This window comes from Thermus sp. KWY1, from assembly GCF_057547025.1.
Window position 1 is genome coordinate 20821 of the sequence record NZ_BAAJPG010000018.1, and the last position, 16560, is coordinate 37380.

Genomic DNA, 16560 nt, shown 5'->3' on the forward strand with positions numbered 1-16560 from the left:
GCCCCTCGAGGAGTTCAGCCCCTTACTCCAGGGCCAGTTCCACCAGCCGCCTTAAAAGCTCGGGGTAAGGTAGACCCCCGGCGGCAAAAAGCCTGGGGTACATGCTGGTGGGGGTGAAGCCGGGAATGGTGTTGATCTCGTTGAGATAGACCTCCCCTTCCGCCAGGAAGAAGTCCGCCCGGGCCATGCCCCGGATACCCAAAAGCCTGTAGGCTTTCAAGGCCAGCTCCTGCACGGTTTCCTGGGTACCGGGGTCCAGGGGTGCAGGGATCAAAAGCTCCGCCCGGCCCGGGGTGTACTTGGTTTCGTAGTCGTAGAAGGCCGCCTGGTAGCGCACCTCTCCCACGGGGCTGGCCTCGCCAAAGATGTTCCCCAGAATACCCACCTCCAGCTCCCGCACCCCCGAAAGCGCCTGCTCCACCACCGCCTTCTGGTCGTGGCGGAAGGCCTCGGCCAAGGCCTCCTCCAGCTCGGCGTAATGCTCCACCCGGCGGATGCCGATGCTGGAACCCGTGTTGGCAGGCTTCACAAAGAAGGGCGGGTCAAAGGGGATAAAGGGGCGCTCCCCCTGATAAAGGGCCACCCAGGGAACCACGGGAATCCCCGCCTGGGCCAGAATCCTCTTGGAAAGGTCCTTATCCATGCAAAGGGCGCTGGCCGCCACCCCCGCCCCCACGTAGGGCTTACCCAGGATTTCCAAGAACCCCTGGATGGTGCCATCCTCCCCCCACCTTCCGTGAAGCAGGGGGAAGACCACGTCATACCGGCTCCAATCCAAAGGAGGTGGAAAGGCGTGCCGGCCGATAGGGGCCACCTTGGCCCTAAGAGCGGCAAATGCCTCCTCCCCAAGGAGCCACCTGCCGTCCTTGGCGATCACGGCGAGCTCGGTGGCAAAGGGCATGTGCTCCAAAACCCCATGGGCGGAAAGCAGGGAAACCTCGTGCTCGGGGCTTCTTCCCCCGGCGATGAGGAGGACCTTAGGCGCGGCCATGCCTAAAGCTTAGCCCTTTTCCCCCAAGCCCTGGGAAAGATCCAGGCCGTTAAAACGGCCCGCACAGGGAGGAAGCCCCTCCTTCACCCAGCAGAGCACGGCTTCCTTGGCCGCCTCGAGGACCCGCTCCACCACCGGCCACTCCTCGGGAAGGAAGGGGGAAAGGACATACGCTGCCCCAAGCTCCCGGGAAGGGGGCTTGCCAATCCCTAAGCGCAGGCGGTGAAAGGCCTCGGTCCCCAGGGCCTGGGCGATGGAGGCCACCCCGCGGTTTCCCGCGGGGCTACCCCCTGCCTTGAAGCGCAAGCGGCCCAGGGGCAGGTCCATCTCGTCGTGGACCACCAGAAGGCGCTCCGGGGGGATCTTGTAATAGCGGACCAGGGGAGCCACCACCTGGCCGCTCAGGTTGTAGTAGGTGAGGGGCTTGAGGAAAAACCCCTTTTCCCCCTCCACCTCCACCTCGGCCAGGAGGGCCTCCCCCCTTTCCCGAAACTCCAGGCCCAGCCGGTCCAGGACCATGAAGCCCAGGTTGTGGCGGGTCCTGGCGTACCGCTCCCCTGGGTTTCCCTGGCCCACCACCAGGAACATTCCTGCCCTCCGCAAAAAGGGGGCGAAAACGCCCCCCTTCCTTCCGCCAGCGGCCAATCCCCTTCCCAGGGTCCCCGCCCGTCAAGTACAGGGCGGTACTACTCCTCCTCTTCCTTCTTGCCCTTCTTGATCACCTCGGGCTCGGCAGGAGCCTCGGGGGCCTCCACCGCAAGCTTCTCCACATCCTCAGGAGGCACCACCGCAGCAATGGTTTCCTCCGGGGAAATGGCCAGCTTAACCCCTTCCGGAAGCTTGAGGTCGGCGGCATGTAGGCTATCCCCGATGCCCAGGCCCGAAACATCCACCTCGATGAACTCGGGGATGTTCCTTGGGGAAACCCGCACCAGGATGTCCCGGTGCACCTCCTGCAACACGCCTCCTTCCCGCACCCCCTGGGGCGTGCCCACGAAGCGCAGGGGAATGTACATCTCCACGGGCTCGTCGGAGAGCACGTAGAAGTCCACGTGCTCGGGACGGCGCCGGCGCTTATCCAGGTTCACCTGGCGCACCAGGGTGGGCAGTTCCTGGCCGTCGGGGAGTTCCAGGACGATCACGTGGTGGATGGAAGCCTGACGGAAGACCTTGTCAAACTCCCCGAGCTCCACGTAGACCTTACGGTTCAAGTGCTTATTGTAGATGACGCCGGGGAGCTTCCCCGCCCGGCGCAAGGCGGCGGGCTTCTCCCCTTCCCGGTACTGGGCCTTCAAACGGTATTCCATGTCTCCTCCTCAACCTCCCAAAAGGCAAAGGCCCTCTAGGGGCACACTATGGGAAAGCTTATCACACCCCCAGGCTCTCCTGCCACCTCAGATCAACGCGCTCACCGACTGGTTGGTGTGCACGTGCCGGATGGCCTGGGCCAAAAGCTCGGCGGTGGAAAGCACCGTGTACCCTCCATCCCTTAAGGGGATGGTATCGGTGAAGATCACCTCACGGATGGCGGGATGGGAAAGGTTTTCCCGGGCCTCCCCCACCAAGACCGGATGGGTGGCCATGACCACCATCTCCGGCAAAGCCCCAGCCAGCAGGAGGGCCTCCACCCCCCGCCTTATGGTCCCCCCGGTGGAAACGATGTCATCGATGATCAAGGGCCTCTTTCCCACCACCTCCCCGATCACGTAGGTGACGGAGGTTTCCTTGGGGCCATGGCGGCGCTTGGTCAGCATGGCAAAGGGCAGGCCCAACCTTTCGGAAAGCCGCCTGGCCTCCTCCGCCCGGCCCGCATCCGGGGAAACCACCACGCCGTTCTCCGTATAGCCCTTCTCCTGGAGGTAGCGGGCAAAGAGGCGCACCGCCGAAAGGTGGTCCACGGGGATATCGAAAAACCCCTGGATCTGGGGAGCGTGGAGGTCGATGGCGATCACCCGGTGCACCCCCACGGTTTCCAGGAGATTGGCCACCAGCTTGGCGCTCACGGGCTCGCGACCCTGGGTCTGCTTATCCTGACGGGCGTAGCCGAAGTAGGGGATGACGGCGTTAATGCGGCCCGCAGAGCTCCGGCGGGCGGCATCCGCCAGAAGGAGGAGCTCCATCAGGTGGTCGTTCACCGGGGGACTGGTGGGCTGGATGAGGTACACATCATCCCCGCGCACGCTTTCCAAAAGGCGCACCCTCACCTCCCCGTCGGGGAAGCGGTCCACCACCGCCTTTCCCAAGGGAACCCCTAGGGCTTCCGCCACCCGCTGGGCCAGATCGGGGTGGGCGTTCCCCGTGAAGAGTTTGATCTCCACCTTGCCCCTCCCTTTTCAGTATGCCAAAAGAGCCTGGGCCAGGGAGCCAAGCCGCCTCGAGGCCGCCTGCAAAAAGGCCTGGAAGTCCCTGGCCGCCTCCTCCCCCGCCCCATCGGTCACGGCACGGATCAAGGCCATGGGATGCCGGAAGCGCCAGGCCACCATGAGGGCCGCGGCCCCTTCCATCTCCACCGCCTGGGCCCCGTGGAGCCGGGCCAGCCTCCTTGCCTCCTCCCTATCCGCCAGAAACCGGTCCCCCGTGGCCACCACCCCCCGCCGGGCAGGGAAGCCCAGGGTGGAAGCCGCCACCTCAGCCCGGGCCAGAAGGCCAGGGTCCGAGGGGAAAAAGCGCACCCCAAAGGCCGTCTCTCCGGGCTCCCGACCAAAGGGAGTCAGGTCCACATCCCACTGCACCGCCCTCTCGGCCAAAAGGAGGTCCAGGGCACGAAGGGAGGGGTCCAGGCCCCCCGCCACCCCCAGGAAAAAGCTTTCCCTGGGAGCAAAGCGGGTTAGGACATGGGCCACGGCCAAGGCCGCCGCCACCTTGCCCACCCCGGTTTCCGCCACCAGTACCCCGGGGGCCTGGTGGAGGGGAAAGGGGGCCTCGAGGGCCTCCCTCGCGTCCAAGGACTCCCTTAAGGCCTCAGCTTCCTCGGGCTCCGCCGCAAAGAAGGCGATCACCTTTCCTCCAGGGGAAGGGTGGCCTGAACCTTCAGTCCTTCCCTCAGCACCTTCTCCGCCCAGGCCTTGGCCCCTTGGAGGTCGTGGTCGCGGTAGTTCCCGCACTCCCTGAAGCTGGCCCCGGGAATGGGCCCCTCGTGCAGGAGAACATCCCTTAAGGCCCGTTCAAAGGCCACCAAAACCCTTTCCTCCTCCAAAGGGCCTTCCACCACCAGGTAAAACCCCGTGCGGCACCCCATAGGGGAAAGGTCTATGACCCCTTCCAGGTGGTCGCGGAGGTAACCCGCAAGAAGATGCTCCAGGGTGTGCAAGGCCCCCGTGGGCAGGGCTTCCCGGTTGGGCTGGGCCAGGCGCAGGTCGTACTTCTCCACCAGGCCACTCCCCACCGTTTTCCTCCCCGCCAGGCGGACATAAGGAGCCTTCACCTTCGTGTGGTCCAGGGAAAAGCTTTCCACCTCGGCCATGGGTTTATCCTACCCTGCTAGACTGGCTTCCATGGTCCTGGTCCTGGACTTCGGTTCCCAATACACCCGCCTCATTGCCAGAAGGCTCCGCGAGCTTCGGGTCTTTTCCCTGATCCTGCCGGGGCGGGCGAGCCTGGAGGAAATCCTTAAGCACAAGCCCCAAGCCCTAATCCTCTCCGGCGGACCCAATAGCGTCTTTGACCCCGATGCCCCCCGCCCCGACCCCCGGGTACTCACCCTCGGCCTTCCCACCTTGGGCATCTGCTACGGGATGCAGCTTCTCGCCCAGGAGCTTGGGGGCAAGGTGGAGCGCGCAGGACGGGCAGAGTACGGTAAGGCTCTCCTCACCCGCTACCAGGGCCCCCTCTTCAAAGGCTTGGAGGGCGAGGTCCAGGTCTGGATGAGCCACCAGGACGCCGTGACCGAGCTTCCCCCGGGGTGGCGGGTGGTGGCGGAAACCGAGGAAAACCCCGTGGCGGCCATGGAAGCCCCAGACGGAAAGACCTTCGCCGTCCAGTTCCACCCCGAGGTGGCCCATACCCCCAAGGGGATGCAGATCCTGGAAAACTTTCTGGAGATCGCCGGGGTAAAACGGGACTGGACCCCGGAGCACGTGCTGGAAAGCCTGGTTAAGGAAGTGCGGGAAAGGGTGGGCGAGGACCGGGTGCTCCTGGCGGTTTCCGGCGGGGTGGACTCCAGCACCCTGGCCCTCCTCTTGGCCAAGGCCCGGGTGAACCACCTGGCGGTCTTCGTGGACCACGGCCTCCTGCGCCTGGGGGAACGGGAGGAGGTGGAAGGAGCCCTTAAAGCCCTTGGGGTGAACCTCCGGGTGGTGGACGCCAGGGAGCGCTTCCTTACGGCCCTTAAGGGGGTGGAAGACCCCGAGGAAAAGCGCCGGATTATCGGTCGGGAGTTCGTGGAGGTCTTTTCCCAGGTGGCCCGGGAAGCAGGCCCTTTCCGGTTCCTCGCCCAGGGGACCCTCTACCCCGACGTGATCGAGTCCGCTGGGGAACCGGGAGCGGCCAAGATCAAAAGCCACCACAACGTGGGCGGTCTTCCTGAAGATTTGAAGTTCGAGCTCCTCGAGCCCTTCCGGCTCCTCTTCAAGGACGAGGTGCGGGAACTCGCCCTGCTTCTCGGCCTTCCCGACCCTATCCGCCTGCGCCACCCCTTCCCGGGGCCGGGCCTGGCGGTGCGCATCCTGGGGGAGGTCACGGAGGAAAAACTGGACATCCTCCGGCGGGCCGACGATATCTTCATAAGCCTTCTAAGGGAGTGGGGGCTGTATTCCCAGGTGGCCCAGGCCCTGGCCGTCCTCACCCCCGTGCGGAGCGTAGGGGTGGCGGGGGACGAGCGGAAGTACGGCTACGTTCTGGCCTTAAGGGCTGTGACCACCGAGGATTTCATGACCGCCGACTGGGCCAGGCTGCCCCTGGACTTCCTGGACGAAGCAGCCCGGCGCATCACCCGCAGGGTGCCGGAGATCGGCCGGGTGGTCTACGACCTCACCTCCAAGCCCCCCGCCACCATAGAATGGGAGTGATGGGCGAACCCGCCAAGGCCCTAAAACTCCTTTCCTTGGAAGAGTATCTGGCCTGGGAAGCCCGGTCTGAAACCAAGCATGAGCTGGTGGAGGGCCTGCCCTACGCCATGGCCGGGGCCAGCCGGGCTCACGCCCTTTTAACCACCAACCTGGCCCTCCTCCTGGGCCCCTTAGCCCGTAGGCAGGGATGCCGCCTCTACGTGGCGGATATGAAGCTCAAGGTGGGGGAAAGGACCGTCTACTACCCGGATCTCATGGTGGTTTGTGCTCCCCCGCCCGAAAACCCCTACTACGAGGAAGCTCCCTGCCTGGTGGTGGAGGTCCTTTCCCCAAGTACCGAAGGTATAGACCGGCGGGAGAAGCTTTGGCGGTATCTTTCCCTGCTTTCCCTGCAAGGGTATGTATTGGTGGATATCCGGGAAAGGCGAATAGAGCTTTATCAAAAAAAGGCCACGGGCATCCTCTATCAGGTCTTCACAGAAGGGGAGGTACCCTTGCCCTGCCCCCAAGGAACCCTCTCCTTGGAGGAGGTCTATAGCGGGATTTCCCTGGAAACACTTCAGGAAGACTAGCTCGATTGCCGAACTGGAACTCCTGGGCTATCCTGAGGGGGAAAGGAGGCCAAGATGCCTACCTTTATCGTTCTCAGCACCCTCACGGATGACGGCGCTGAGACCCTGGTGAAAAACCCCGAGCGCATCAAGGAAGTGAACCAGGAGCTGGAGCGGGACTTCGGGGTCAAGGTGGTGGCCCAGTACGCGGTTTTGGGGCCTTATGACTTCGTGAACATCGTGGAGGCGGAGGACGCCCTGGCGGTGGCCCGGGCCATGCTCCACCTCTCGGCCAGGGGAAGCGTGAGGACCACCACCCTCGAGGCCATCCCCGTGGCCGACCTCATCGCTAAGCTCAAGTAGTGGAGGTTCTGGAAACCGCCGTCTACGCCGAGGATCTGGAGAAGGCCCGCGCCTTTTACGAGGGGGTCCTGGGCCTTCCTTGCTTCCAGTACCAGCCCCCGCGCCATGCCTTCTTCCGGGCAGGAAAGGGGGTCTTTTTGGTCTTCAACCCCCATCACACGGCAAAGGAGGAAAACCTTCCCCCCCACGGGGCCCAAGGAAGCGTCCACGTGGCCTTTAAGGTGGCTGAGGAGGAGCTTCCCTCTTGGGCCAAGAGGCTGGAGGAAGCGGGCTTTCCCGTCTGGTGGGCGGACTGGCCCAGGGGGAAAAGCCTTTACACCCGCGACCCCGCGGGAAACCTGGTGGAGCTGGCCCCCGCCGCCATCTGGGGCCTAGAATGAGGGCATGGCCACCCGGTACCGCTTCGGGGTAGAGGAGTTTGAGCGCCTCTTCCAGGGGGTGAAGCACCTCGAGCTCCTCGAGGGAGAGATCTACGAGATGAGCCCGATTGGTCCTAGGCACGTCTTTGCTGTAGCCCAGTTGGACAAGAGGCTCCAGGCTCTATTGGGAGAGGAGGCGGTCATCGCCGTGCAATCCCCCCTGCGCCTTTCCCCCGACTCCGAGCCCGAACCCGACCTTCAGGTGCTGAAGCCCCCCCTGGAACAGTACAGCGAGCGCCTCCCTGAGCCCCAGGACGTCCTCCTCCTCATAGAGGTGGCCGACACCAGCCTGGACCACGACCGCAGGAAGCTCGCCCTGTATGCCAAAGCTGGTATCCCTGAGGTCTGGATCGTGAACCTGGTGGAAAACCTCCTGGAGGTCTACCGCCACCCCCAAGAGGACCACTACCGCCTTAGGGAGATCCTCTTCCCCGGCGAGGCCAAGGCTCCCCTGGCCTTCCCCCATCGGCCCATCCCCTGGTCGTGAAACAGGTGGAGCTTTTCACCGATGGGGCCTGCCTGGGCAACCCCGGCCCTGGCGGGTGGGCGGCGCTTTTACGCTACGGTAGCCACGAACGAATGCTTTCCGGAGGTGAGCCCTGCACCACCAACAACCGCATGGAGCTCACCGCCCTGCTGCAAGGGCTTAGGGCGCTCAAGGAACCCTGTGAAGTACACCTCTTCTCCGACAGCCAGTACCTGGTGAAGGCCTTAAACGAGTGGCTCCCCGCCTGGGAAAAAAGGGGGATGCGCAGAGCGGACGGCAAGCCCATAGAAAACCGCGACCTCTGGGAAGCTCTTATGCCGGAGCTCAAACGGCACCGGGTGGTGCCGCACTGGATCCGGGGGCATAACGGCCACCCGGAGAACGAACGGGTGGACCGGGAGGCCAGGCGCCAGGCCCAGCGGCAAAAGGCCCTGTCCCAGACCCCCTGCCCTCCTGAGGGGGCTACGCTTTTTCCCCGATAAGCAGAAAAACGTTATACTAAGGCCATGCTAGGCCAGCCCACGAGCCGCCTCGAGAGCAAGCTTCGCCCGGAGGAGCGGGAAGGTCCCGTCTACAAGGCCAATAAGGACGCCTGGGTGGCCCTGGTGCGGGACTTCAGGGAAAGCCTGGAGAAGGTGCGCCAAGGGGGCGGGCCCAAGGCCGTAGAGCGGCAGCACAAAAAGGGACGCCTCACCGCCCGGGAGCGCATTGCGAGGCTTTTAGACCCGGGCACGGAGTTCTACGAGCTCATGGCCTTTGCCGGGTGGGGGATGTACGAGGAGTGGGGCGGGGCCCCGGCCGGAGGGGTCATCACCGGCCTCGGGCAGATCCAGGGCCAGACCTGGATGATCATCGCCAACGACGCCACGGTGAAGGCGGGGGCCTTCTTCCCCATCACCGCCAAGAAGGTGATCCGGGCCCAGACCATGGCGCTGGAAAACCGCATCCCCACCCTGTACCTGGTGGACTCCGCCGGGGTTTTCCTACCCTTACAGGACGAGGTCTTCCCAGACCAGGACGACTTTGGGCGTATCTTCTACCTCAACGCCCGCATGTCCGCCCTGGGCATCCCCCAGATCTCCGCCATCATGGGCAACTGCGTGGCCGGGGGAGCCTACCTCCCCGTCATGACCGACGTCCTCATCATGACCGAGGGAAGCGGCCTCTACCTGGCGGGCCCAGCCCTGGTGAAGGCGGCCATCGGCCAGGAGGTCAACAGCGAGGAGCTGGGCGGGGCCCGCATGCACTTTGAGGTCTCGGGGACCGTGGACTTCTACGAGCCGAACGACGAAGCCGCCCTAGAAAGGATCCGCCAGCTCATCGCCCTGTACCCACCCCCCAGGCTCGCCCCCTGGGCAGAAGGACGCAAGGAACCCAGGGAACCCCTTTACCCCGCCGAAGACCTCTACGGCCTCATCGCCCCCGACGGCAGCCGTCCCTATGACCTTCGGGAGGTGATCGCCCGGCTGGTGGATGGCTCGGAGTTTCTGGAGTACAAGGGGGGATACGGGGAGACTCTGGTCACGGGCTTTGCCCGCATCGGGGGCTTCCCCGTGGGCATCGTGGGGAACCAGCGCCTCATCCTGAAGAAGAAGGGACGGATCGAGGTGGGTGGGGTGATCTACGCGGAGGCGGCGGACAAGGCCGCCCGGTTCATCCTCGAGGTGAACCAGATGAACATCCCCCTCCTTTTCCTCCAGGACGTGACGGGCTTCATGGTGGGGAAGGAGTCGGAGCAGGCGGGGATCATCCGCCGGGGAGCCAAGCTGGTCAATGCCGTGAGCAACTCCGTGGTGCCCAAGATCACCCTGATCCTGGGAGGCTCCTTCGGAGCTGGAAACTACGCCCTGGCGGGCAAGGCCTACGCCCCCAGGTTCATCTTCGCCTGGCCCAGCGCCAAGTACGCGGTGATGGGAGGGGCCCAGGCGGCCAAGACCCTTTTGGAGCTGGAGGTGGAAAAGCTCAGACGGGAGGGGAAGGAACCCTCTGACGAGGAGCTAAAGGAGCTTTACGAGCGCATCAAGGGCCGCTACGAGGAAACCCTGGACCCCCGGTACGCCGCCGCCCGGCTTTGGGTGGATGGGATCCTCCTCCCCCACGAAACCCGGAAGTGGCTTATCCGGGCCCTCGAGGCCTGTGCCTTAAACCCCGAACGGGAGCCTTTCCGCACCGGGGTCTTCCAGGTGTAGCCCTATGGCCAAGGTCCCCATCCGCTACGTGGAATGCCCCCGGGATGCCTGGCAGGGCTTCAGCCGCTTCATCCCCACCGAGGAGAAGGTGGCCTTCCTAAAGAAACTCCTGGAATCGGGGTTTCGCCATCTGGACCTCACCAGCTTCGTCTCCCCCAAGTGGGTACCCCAGATGGCGGATGCCGAGGAGGTGCTGGCCAGCCTTCCCCCACCCCAGGGCCGCACCTATCTGGCCATCGTGGCCAACGAAAAGGGCCTGGAAAGGGCCCTTAAGGCCCCAAACCTCACGGCCATCGGCTACCCCTTCTCCCTCTCGGAAACCTTCCAGCGGAAGAACACCAATCGCACCCGGCAGGAATCCTGGCCCCTGGTAAAGGCCATGGTGGAGGCCACAAAAGGAAAGCTTGGCCTGGTGGTTTACCTTTCCATGGCCTTCGGCAACCCCTACGGGGATCCCTGGAGCGTGGAGGGGGTCCTGGAGGATATCGCGCGGCTACGGGAACTTGGGGTCAGGGAGATCGCCCTGGCGGACACCTACGGGGTGGCGGAGGCAAGCCGCATCCAGGAGGTGCTAGGGGAGGCTGTGGCCCGCTTTGGCCCCGAGGGCTTGGGGGCCCACCTGCACGCCCGCCCGGAAGGGGTCTTGGGCAAGGTGGAGGCGGTGCTGGCGGCGGGCATCCTCTGGTTGGAGGGCGCCTTGGCCGGGGTAGGGGGCTGCCCCTTCGCCGGGGATGAGCTGGTGGGAAACCTGCCCACGGAAAAGGTCCTCCCCTACCTGGAAGCCAAAGGCTTCCACACGGGAATAGACCTAAAAGCCCTCCCCGAGCTGGCAGGGGAAGCCGCCCGGCTTAAGCTTCTATACGGTTAGGCGGCCCTTTTCAGGTAGATGCCAGGGTCGGTGGGGTTGGCGATGGCATTGATCCGCCTAAGGAGCTCCTCTGGCGGCAGGTTCAAAAGGCCCGTCAGCTCCCCTGGGGAAACCACCGCCTCGTAGAACTTCCTGGCCCCAAGCCCCAGCAACAGGCTAACCAGCTCCGAAAGCGCCTCTTCCCCTCCCTGAAAGGCGGGGCCGAAGGCGTCAGGGGTGAGGAGGTCCTTCTTGCCCCCGTGGATGAGAAGGGCGTACCGGGCCTGGTGCCGGCGGTCCTGCCAGTCGGTGATGAAATAGACCTTGGCCTCAGGAAAACGCACGCCCTTAAGGGCTTCCTTGAGGGCCTCGAGGGTAATCCTGGGAGAAGCGCGCAGGCCAACGCGTTCCATGGGAACAGCTTACAGCCATCCCCCGGGGACAGGAGTCCTCAGCCCAGGAGCTTGCGGGCGTAGATGATCTGCCCCGCATGGTGCTGGGCATGCTCCACCAGGTGGTGGAGGATATGGGCCCTGGGAGCCTTAAGACCCTGGGTGCCCACCGGAACCTCCTGGCCAAGTTCCTCCTCCCGTAGGCTCTGGAAGGCGGAAAGGAGCCTGGCCCAAGCCTCCCGGAAACGGGCCTCCACCACCTCCTTGGCCTCGGGCTCCCCCTGGAGCTCCCACTCCCGCCCCTTTTTGGCCCAGTCGGGAAGCTCCTGGGGGAAGGCGTAGGAAAGAAGCCGCAAGGAGCTTCCGGTGATGTGGCGCACCAGGCCCCCGATGGGGTTCAGCCCCTCCTTGGGCCGCCACCAAAAACCCTCATCGGAAAGGTCGAAGGCCCAGCGGTCCAGGTGGAGCTCTACTTCCTTAAGGCCCTTGATCCAGGCGGAAACGGCCGGGGAAACCCCGGGTTCCAGGGTTTGCAGGAAAGGCGCAAGACTGGCCATAAGAAGAGCTTACACTAACCCCTATGGAGGCTTTTGGTCTTCTCATCCTTTCGGGCCTGGCCCTATTACTCGCCTACCGGTTGCGGCAAGCCTCTCCCCGGGCCCGTTGCCCCCGATGCCACCTGCCCAAGGCCCTGGCGGCGGAGGTGGCCCGGTACCGGCGTCACTGCCCCCAGGTGGCCGTGAGAGCCTGCCCCTTCGACCCCAGAAGGGGTGTCTACCGCCTGCGCCGATGAACCCGGTGGAAGCCCATTGGCTGGCCCTCGAGGCGGACTTGGCCGACTACCTGGCCAAGAAGGGGATTACCCCCTCCTGCCGTGCGGGATGCTTTGCCTGCTGCCATGGCCTGGTGACCCTCTCCCGCCTGGAAGGGGAAGCCCTTCTTCCCCACCTCAGCGAGGCCCAGCGCTCCAAGCTGCTTAAGGAAGGCCCCAGGCGGCTTGCCCTTCTCAGGGAAGGCAAGGACGACCCCCATTTCCCAAGCCAGTTCTTCCTCACCCGCACCCCCTGCCCCTTTCTGGAAGAGGTCCTCTGCGGTGTCTATCCCTGGCGTCCGCTTGCCTGCCGGGGGCTTCTCACCCAAGGCGACCCGAGGCTTTGCGAGCCCGAGGCGGGCTTGCAAAAGGGCCATTTCCTTTCCACTCCCTGGCGCATGGCCCGCCTGCACATGGAGGCGGTTTGGGAGGAGGAAAAAAGGCGGTACGGCTTCCTGGTCCTGGGGGAGCTGGCCACCCTTTTGTACCTGCTTCTTTCCGGGTTTCCTCGGGAAAGGAAGGAAGCGGAAACCCTCCTGGAGGAGCTGGGGATCCTCGGGGGGCGGTGGGGGTTCCAGGTGGTATAAAAGCGGCCCGCAGGCCGCCTTTGGCGGAGGGGGCGGGATTCGAACCCGCGAGACCCCTTGCGGGGCCTACCGGTTTTCGAGACCGGCCCGTTCAACCGCTCCGGCACCCCTCCCTGAGCCGGGCAAAGAAACCCTTTAGGAGCTTAGCACACTCCCCTTCCAGGACGCCACCCCTGAGGCCTTCCCCCTGGCCGAACCGGGTCAAGGCCCCTTCCTTCAGGTTCTCCACCCCGTAGACCACCTCCACCCCCGCCTCCCGAAGGGCATGGTGGCACATGCGACACGGCTCCAGGGTCACGTAAAGCCTTCCTCCCCGGGCCCCCCGGCCCACCTCCCTAAGGAGGAGCATCTCCGCATGGGCCGTGGGGTCCCGGGTAGCCTCCACCCGATTGTGAGCCCTGTACACCCTTTCCCCCACCACCAAGACCGCCCCCACCGGCACCTCCCCCTCCTGGAAGGCCTGCCTGGCCTCCTCGAGGGCCAAGGCCATGTACCGCTCCTCCTCGGAAGGGGGATAAAGGCCCAAGACCTCCACCACCCGCTTACCCTCCGCCCTCACCGGCCAAAGGGGCTTGAGCTCCTTAGGCACCCCTTTCTCCGCCAAAAAGCCCACCAGGCGCTTTCTCCCGTAGGGCATGGCCAGGTAGTCCCCCGGCAAGGGGCGGCGGAACCCGGGGGGAAGGGGCAGCCGGGGCTCGGGGGGAAGGAGGAAAAGGGTACCTCCCTTGCGCCTGGCCGTGTAGCCGCCGGGCAGGGTGGCCACCCTGCCCCCTAAAGCCTCCTCCAAAAGGGCGATAAGCCGGGCCTCAGGCCGGAGGTCCAAGGCCTCCAGTATCCAGCGCAAAGCCCTCCGTCTAAGGGCCCCGGGAGCCTCCAAAAGGGGTGCTGCCCGGTAGGCGGGCACGAAGAAGCGGGGATCGGGCAGGAGACGAGCCCTAGCCTCCCTCTCCAGGTGGGCCTCCTCCTCCATCCGCACCTGGGCAAAGCGGGAAAGCGCCTCCTTGGCCCCGGGGAACCGCTCCTCCACAAGGGGAAGCACCTTAAGCCTCAGGTAGTTGCGATCCCGGGAAAGGTCCTGGTTGGAGGGATCCTCCCGCCACGCTTCCCCCAGGGCCTTTAGGTACGCCCTTAACTCCTCGCGGCGAAAGGCCAGAAGGGGGCGGACCACAAGCCCCTCCTTCTCCCGGATGCCCAGACCCCGGGCCGTGCCCTGGAGGAGTTTGAGGAGCACGGTTTCCGCCTGGTCGTCCAGGGTATGGGCGGTGAGGATGGCCTTGGCCTTCACCTCCTTGGCCACCCGGTGCAGGAAAGCGTAGCGGATCTCCCGGGCCACCGCCTCGAGGTTCTCCCCCCGTTCCCTGGACACCCTGGCCACCTCCACCCGCTCGGCGTAGAAGGGATAGCCAAGCTTTTCCGCAAGGGCCTTCACAAAGAGGAGATCCTCCTCGCTTTCCGGGCGCAGGGCGTGGTCCAGATGGGCCACCACCGCCTCCCGCCCAGCCCGCTTCACCAGATGGGCTAGGGCCACGGAATCCCCGCCTCCCGAAACCGCCAGCACCAAAGGGCCCCGGGGTGCAAGCCGGGCCAGGCGCTTCTGGAAAGCCTCCTCCAATTCCTGCGGGAAGCCCTCAGGCAAGCCTGGCCACCTCCGCCTTCAAGGTAGTAAGGCAGCAACGCCCCCTGGGGTTGCGCTGGTCGCAGGCACATCGCTTGGTCCTGACCCCTTCTTCCACCTGGGCCACCGGGTCCTGTCCTTGGCGCAAGGCCTCTGCCAACCTCTCCCGGGTCCAGTCGAAGCAGTAGCAGACGAGGGAGGCTCCCTTATCGTAGATGGGGAAGCGCACCTCTTCCCGGAGAAATACCCCCTCCTGGCCGTAGTAGACCACCGGGCAAGCGGGATCCTGGCAAAGGTAGTGGGGGCTAGCAGGGTCAATTCGCGCCAGGGCTTTCCCCGTGAGGAAGTTCTTCACCGTCTTCAAGGGCACCTCGAGGCCCACCTTTCCATTCTGCGGGCAGAGCATACCTCCACTTTATCCTCGGTATCCTGAAACCATGAAGCTCCGCTTCCGCCAGGATGGACCCTACGTGTTGGACTTGCCCGAGGGAACCCCCTTCCGGCTCAACGGGGAGGAAAGGCGCCTGGAAAGGGCCAAGCTGGCCCTTTGCCGCTGCGGCCATTCCCGGAACAAGCCCTTCTGCGACGGTAGCCACAAGGAAGTGGGCTTCCAGGCTGAGGGAGGGGAGATCCAGGTGGAGCCCTAAAGCCTTTGGGAAGAGGGACTGGAAGCCCTTCCATAGCGCGGCCTCGAGGGGTAAACTCGGGGCATGTGGTGGAAGGAAACCGTCATCTACCAGATCTACCCGAGGAGCTTTCAGGACTCCAACGGGGATGGCATCGGGGACCTGGAGGGCATCCGGCAAAGGCTTCCCTACCTGAAGGACCTGGGGGTAGGAGCCATCTGGCTTTCCCCCTTCTACAAAAGCCCCATGAAGGACTTCGGCTACGATGTGGCCGACTATTGCGACGTGGACCCCATCTTCGGCACCCTGGAGGACTTTGACCGCCTTCTAAGGGAAGCCCACGCCCTGGGCCTCAAGGTCCTCATCGACCTGGTTCCCAACCACACCTCGGACCAGCACCCGTGGTTTTTGGAATCCAGAAGCTCCCGGGACAATCCCAAGCGGGATTGGTACATCTGGAAGGACCCAGGCCCGGATGGCGGCCCTCCCAACAACTGGCAGAGCTTCTTCGGAGGCCCCGCCTGGACCCTGGATGAACACACCGGCCAGTACTACCTGCACCAGTTCCTTCCCGAGCAGCCCGACCTCAACTGGCGCAACCCCGCGGTGCGGGAAGCCATCTACGAGGCCATGCGCTTCTGGCTCAGGCGGGGGGTGGATGGCTTTAGGGTGGACGTGCTCTGGCTCCTGGCGGAAGACCTCCTTTTCCGGGACGAGCCCGGCAACCCCGACTGGCGCCCGGGGATGTGGGACCGGGGCCGGCACCTTCACCTCTTCACCGAGGACCAGCCGGAAACCTACGCCTACGTGCGGGAGATGCGCTACGTCCTGGACGAGTTCAGCCAGCCCGGGCAAGAGCGGGTTATGGTGGGGGAGATCTACCTTCCCTACCCACAGCTGGTGCGCTACTACCAGGCGGGTTGCCACCTGCCCTTTAACTTCCACCTGATCTTCCGCGGCCTCACCGACTGGCGGCCCGAGAACATCGTCCGTATCGTGGAGGAGTACGAAAGCCTCCTCACCCCCTGGGACTGGCCCAACTGGGTTTTGGGCAACCACGACCAACCCCGGCTGGCCTCGAGGCTGGGAGAAGCCCAGGCCCGGGTGGCGGCCATGCTCCTCTTCACCCTGCGGGGCACCCCCACCTGGTACTACGGGGACGAACTGGCCCTGCCCAACGGGGAAATCCCCCCGGATAGGATCCAGGACCCCGCCGCCCTACGGCAGAAAGGGCGCCTGGGCGAGCACGGCCTCCCTCCAGGCCGGGACCCCGAGCGCACCCCCATGCCCTGGGATACCTCCCCTTATGCGGGTTTCTCCACGGTGGAGCCCTGGCTTCCCCTAAACCTCGACTGGCCGGTGCGGAACGTGGCCGCCCAGGAGAAGGATCCGAAATCCATGCTCCACCTGGTGAAACACCTCCTCCGCCTTCGCCAGGATCCCGATCTCCTCTATGGCCGCTACCGCACCCATCAAGCAGCCAACGGCCTCTACGCCTACTTCAGAGGGGAAGGCTTCCTCATCGCCCTAAACTTCACGGACCGGGAAAAAGCCCTAAGGGTACCCCGAAAAGGCAAGGCCGTCCTCTCCACCCACCTGGACCGGGAAGAGGCTGTGGAGGATACCCTACACCTGCGCCCGGACGAGGGGGTGGTGGTCCGGCTAGGCTAGATAAG

At 64.8% G+C, this 16560-nt stretch carries 22 protein-coding genes and 1 tRNA gene; 12 read left to right on the plus strand and 11 right to left on the minus strand.

Going from position 1 to position 16560, the window contains the following annotated elements:
- Positions 1–22: 22 nt before the first annotated feature.
- The 6 genes from ddl to AC27GT_RS05700 form a co-directional block, all read right to left on the minus strand.
- A complete protein-coding gene (ddl, locus tag AC27GT_RS05675) occupies positions 23–991 on the minus strand; it encodes a D-alanine--D-alanine ligase (RefSeq protein WP_015717806.1) in 969 nt (322 codons plus the stop codon).
- A gap of 9 nt (positions 992–1000) precedes the next feature.
- Positions 1001–1579: an aminoacyl-tRNA hydrolase gene (gene pth / locus AC27GT_RS05680; RefSeq protein ID WP_487223674.1), complete on the minus strand. Its 579-nt coding sequence runs from the start codon at positions 1577–1579 to the stop codon at positions 1001–1003.
- Positions 1580–1677: 98 nt separating this feature from the next.
- Positions 1678–2298, minus strand: a complete 621-nt coding sequence (locus tag AC27GT_RS05685; protein ID WP_015717808.1) for a 50S ribosomal protein L25 — start codon at positions 2296–2298, stop codon at positions 1678–1680.
- Positions 2299–2385: 87 nt separating this feature from the next.
- Positions 2386–3309 carry a ribose-phosphate diphosphokinase gene (locus tag AC27GT_RS05690; RefSeq protein ID WP_487223675.1) on the minus strand — a complete coding sequence of 308 codons (924 nt, stop codon included), beginning with the start codon at positions 3307–3309 and terminating at the stop codon, positions 2386–2388.
- A gap of 15 nt (positions 3310–3324) precedes the next feature.
- Entirely contained in the window at positions 3325–3990 is a 666-nt protein-coding gene (gene mtnN / locus AC27GT_RS05695) for a 5'-methylthioadenosine/S-adenosylhomocysteine nucleosidase (protein ID WP_015717810.1), read from the minus strand.
- Positions 3987–4454 carry an S-ribosylhomocysteine lyase gene (locus AC27GT_RS05700; RefSeq protein ID WP_015717811.1) on the minus strand — a complete coding sequence of 156 codons (468 nt, stop codon included), beginning with the start codon at positions 4452–4454 and terminating at the stop codon, positions 3987–3989. The genes mtnN and AC27GT_RS05700 overlap by 4 nt, the downstream gene beginning before the upstream one ends.
- A 31-nt stretch (positions 4455–4485) precedes the next feature.
- Between AC27GT_RS05700 and guaA the strand changes: the two genes are divergently transcribed.
- The 8 genes from guaA to AC27GT_RS05740 are packed head-to-tail and all read left to right on the plus strand — an operon-like array spanning position 4486 to position 10874.
- Positions 4486–5997 carry a glutamine-hydrolyzing GMP synthase gene (gene guaA / locus AC27GT_RS05705; RefSeq protein ID WP_015717812.1) on the plus strand — a complete coding sequence of 504 codons (1512 nt, stop codon included), beginning with the start codon at positions 4486–4488 and terminating at the stop codon, positions 5995–5997.
- Positions 5997–6569, plus strand: a complete 573-nt coding sequence (locus AC27GT_RS05710) for a Uma2 family endonuclease (protein WP_219759013.1) — start codon at positions 5997–5999, stop codon at positions 6567–6569. Before guaA ends, AC27GT_RS05710 begins: the two co-directional genes overlap by 1 nt.
- A 54-nt stretch (positions 6570–6623) precedes the next feature.
- Positions 6624–6911 (plus strand): glutamine synthetase/cystathionine beta-lyase binding protein, encoded by a 288-nt coding sequence (locus tag AC27GT_RS05715; RefSeq protein WP_015717814.1) that lies wholly within the window; start codon positions 6624–6626, stop codon positions 6909–6911.
- Positions 6911–7291: a VOC family protein gene (locus AC27GT_RS05720; protein WP_038030976.1), complete on the plus strand. Its 381-nt coding sequence runs from the start codon at positions 6911–6913 to the stop codon at positions 7289–7291. Before AC27GT_RS05715 ends, AC27GT_RS05720 begins: the two co-directional genes overlap by 1 nt.
- Positions 7292–7295: 4 nt before the next feature.
- Entirely contained in the window at positions 7296–7817 is a 522-nt protein-coding gene (locus AC27GT_RS05725; RefSeq protein WP_015717816.1) for a Uma2 family endonuclease, read from the plus strand.
- Positions 7814–8299 carry a ribonuclease HI gene (gene rnhA / locus AC27GT_RS05730; RefSeq protein WP_015717817.1) on the plus strand — a complete coding sequence of 162 codons (486 nt, stop codon included), beginning with the start codon at positions 7814–7816 and terminating at the stop codon, positions 8297–8299. The genes AC27GT_RS05725 and rnhA overlap by 4 nt, the downstream gene beginning before the upstream one ends.
- A gap of 24 nt (positions 8300–8323) precedes the next feature.
- Positions 8324–10006, plus strand: a complete 1683-nt coding sequence (locus AC27GT_RS05735) for an acyl-CoA carboxylase subunit beta (protein WP_038070206.1) — start codon at positions 8324–8326, stop codon at positions 10004–10006.
- Between the two features lie 4 nt (positions 10007–10010).
- Entirely contained in the window at positions 10011–10874 is an 864-nt protein-coding gene (locus tag AC27GT_RS05740; RefSeq protein ID WP_273105724.1) for a hydroxymethylglutaryl-CoA lyase, read from the plus strand.
- On the opposite strand, the gene AC27GT_RS05745 is transcribed toward AC27GT_RS05740, so the two are convergent.
- Together AC27GT_RS05745 and AC27GT_RS05750 are read right to left on the minus strand one after the other, a co-directional pair.
- Positions 10871–11266: a DUF3197 domain-containing protein gene (locus AC27GT_RS05745; protein ID WP_038070211.1), complete on the minus strand. Its 396-nt coding sequence runs from the start codon at positions 11264–11266 to the stop codon at positions 10871–10873. The genes AC27GT_RS05740 and AC27GT_RS05745 overlap by 4 nt on opposite strands.
- Positions 11267–11304: 38 nt before the next feature.
- On the minus strand, positions 11305–11802 hold the full coding sequence (locus AC27GT_RS05750; RefSeq protein WP_156101100.1) for a DinB family protein: 498 nt from the start codon (positions 11800–11802) through the stop codon (positions 11305–11307).
- Positions 11803–11825: 23 nt separating this feature from the next.
- On the opposite strand from AC27GT_RS05750, the gene AC27GT_RS05755 reads away from it, so the two are divergent.
- A complete protein-coding gene (locus AC27GT_RS05755; protein WP_487223676.1) occupies positions 11826–12038 on the plus strand; it encodes a hypothetical protein in 213 nt (70 codons plus the stop codon).
- Positions 12035–12643: a YkgJ family cysteine cluster protein gene (locus AC27GT_RS05760; protein WP_219759020.1), complete on the plus strand. Its 609-nt coding sequence runs from the start codon at positions 12035–12037 to the stop codon at positions 12641–12643. Before AC27GT_RS05755 ends, AC27GT_RS05760 begins: the two co-directional genes overlap by 4 nt.
- A gap of 21 nt (positions 12644–12664) precedes the next feature.
- Here the strand turns inward: AC27GT_RS05760 and AC27GT_RS05765 are convergent.
- From AC27GT_RS05765 to AC27GT_RS05775, 3 genes are all read right to left on the minus strand, one after another.
- Positions 12665–12756, minus strand: a tRNA-Ser gene (locus AC27GT_RS05765).
- The gene (gene tilS / locus AC27GT_RS05770) at positions 12735–14279 is read right to left on the minus strand and encodes a tRNA lysidine(34) synthetase TilS (RefSeq protein ID WP_487223677.1); all 1545 of its coding nucleotides are present in this window, start codon (positions 14277–14279) and stop codon (positions 12735–12737) included. The genes AC27GT_RS05765 and tilS overlap by 22 nt, the downstream gene beginning before the upstream one ends.
- Positions 14272–14664 carry a putative iron-sulfur cluster-binding metallochaperone gene (locus AC27GT_RS05775; protein ID WP_038030994.1) on the minus strand — a complete coding sequence of 131 codons (393 nt, stop codon included), beginning with the start codon at positions 14662–14664 and terminating at the stop codon, positions 14272–14274. The genes tilS and AC27GT_RS05775 overlap by 8 nt, the downstream gene beginning before the upstream one ends.
- A 31-nt stretch (positions 14665–14695) precedes the next feature.
- On the opposite strand from AC27GT_RS05775, the gene AC27GT_RS05780 reads away from it, so the two are divergent.
- Together AC27GT_RS05780 and AC27GT_RS05785 are read left to right on the plus strand one after the other, a co-directional pair.
- The gene (locus AC27GT_RS05780) at positions 14696–14905 is read left to right on the plus strand and encodes a CDGSH iron-sulfur domain-containing protein (protein ID WP_279164703.1); all 210 of its coding nucleotides are present in this window, start codon (positions 14696–14698) and stop codon (positions 14903–14905) included.
- A 63-nt stretch (positions 14906–14968) separates the two neighbouring features.
- Entirely contained in the window at positions 14969–16555 is a 1587-nt protein-coding gene (locus AC27GT_RS05785) for an alpha-amylase family glycosyl hydrolase (RefSeq protein WP_487223678.1), read from the plus strand.
- The last annotated feature ends 5 nt before the right edge of the window (positions 16556–16560 follow it).

Excerpts from the sequence above, each read along its gene's own strand:
- AC27GT_RS05785 (WP_487223678.1), top strand. The coding sequence starts at position 14,969 with ATGTGGTGGAAGGAAACCGTCATCTACCAGATCTACCCGAGGAGCTTT.
- AC27GT_RS05745 (WP_038070211.1), bottom strand. The coding sequence starts at position 11,266 with ATGGAACGCGTTGGCCTGCGCGCTTCTCCCAGGATTACCCTCGAGGCC.
- AC27GT_RS05700 (WP_015717811.1), bottom strand. The coding sequence starts at position 4,454 with ATGGCCGAGGTGGAAAGCTTTTCCCTGGACCACACGAAGGTGAAGGCT.
- AC27GT_RS05725 (WP_015717816.1), top strand. The coding sequence starts at position 7,296 with ATGGCCACCCGGTACCGCTTCGGGGTAGAGGAGTTTGAGCGCCTCTTC.
- AC27GT_RS05685 (WP_015717808.1), bottom strand. The coding sequence starts at position 2,298 with ATGGAATACCGTTTGAAGGCCCAGTACCGGGAAGGGGAGAAGCCCGCC.
- AC27GT_RS05750 (WP_156101100.1), bottom strand. The coding sequence starts at position 11,802 with ATGGCCAGTCTTGCGCCTTTCCTGCAAACCCTGGAACCCGGGGTTTCC.
- AC27GT_RS05760 (WP_219759020.1), top strand. The coding sequence starts at position 12,035 with ATGAACCCGGTGGAAGCCCATTGGCTGGCCCTCGAGGCGGACTTGGCC.
- pth (WP_487223674.1), bottom strand. The coding sequence starts at position 1,579 with ATGTTCCTGGTGGTGGGCCAGGGAAACCCAGGGGAGCGGTACGCCAGG.
- AC27GT_RS05715 (WP_015717814.1), top strand. The coding sequence starts at position 6,624 with ATGCCTACCTTTATCGTTCTCAGCACCCTCACGGATGACGGCGCTGAG.
- ddl (WP_015717806.1), bottom strand. The coding sequence starts at position 991 with ATGGCCGCGCCTAAGGTCCTCCTCATCGCCGGGGGAAGAAGCCCCGAG.
- AC27GT_RS05740 (WP_273105724.1), top strand. The coding sequence starts at position 10,011 with ATGGCCAAGGTCCCCATCCGCTACGTGGAATGCCCCCGGGATGCCTGG.
- AC27GT_RS05775 (WP_038030994.1), bottom strand. The coding sequence starts at position 14,664 with ATGCTCTGCCCGCAGAATGGAAAGGTGGGCCTCGAGGTGCCCTTGAAG.
- AC27GT_RS05735 (WP_038070206.1), top strand. The coding sequence starts at position 8,324 with ATGCTAGGCCAGCCCACGAGCCGCCTCGAGAGCAAGCTTCGCCCGGAG.
- AC27GT_RS05710 (WP_219759013.1), top strand. The coding sequence starts at position 5,997 with ATGGGCGAACCCGCCAAGGCCCTAAAACTCCTTTCCTTGGAAGAGTAT.
- guaA (WP_015717812.1), top strand. The coding sequence starts at position 4,486 with ATGGTCCTGGTCCTGGACTTCGGTTCCCAATACACCCGCCTCATTGCC.
- AC27GT_RS05780 (WP_279164703.1), top strand. The coding sequence starts at position 14,696 with ATGAAGCTCCGCTTCCGCCAGGATGGACCCTACGTGTTGGACTTGCCC.
- AC27GT_RS05755 (WP_487223676.1), top strand. The coding sequence starts at position 11,826 with ATGGAGGCTTTTGGTCTTCTCATCCTTTCGGGCCTGGCCCTATTACTC.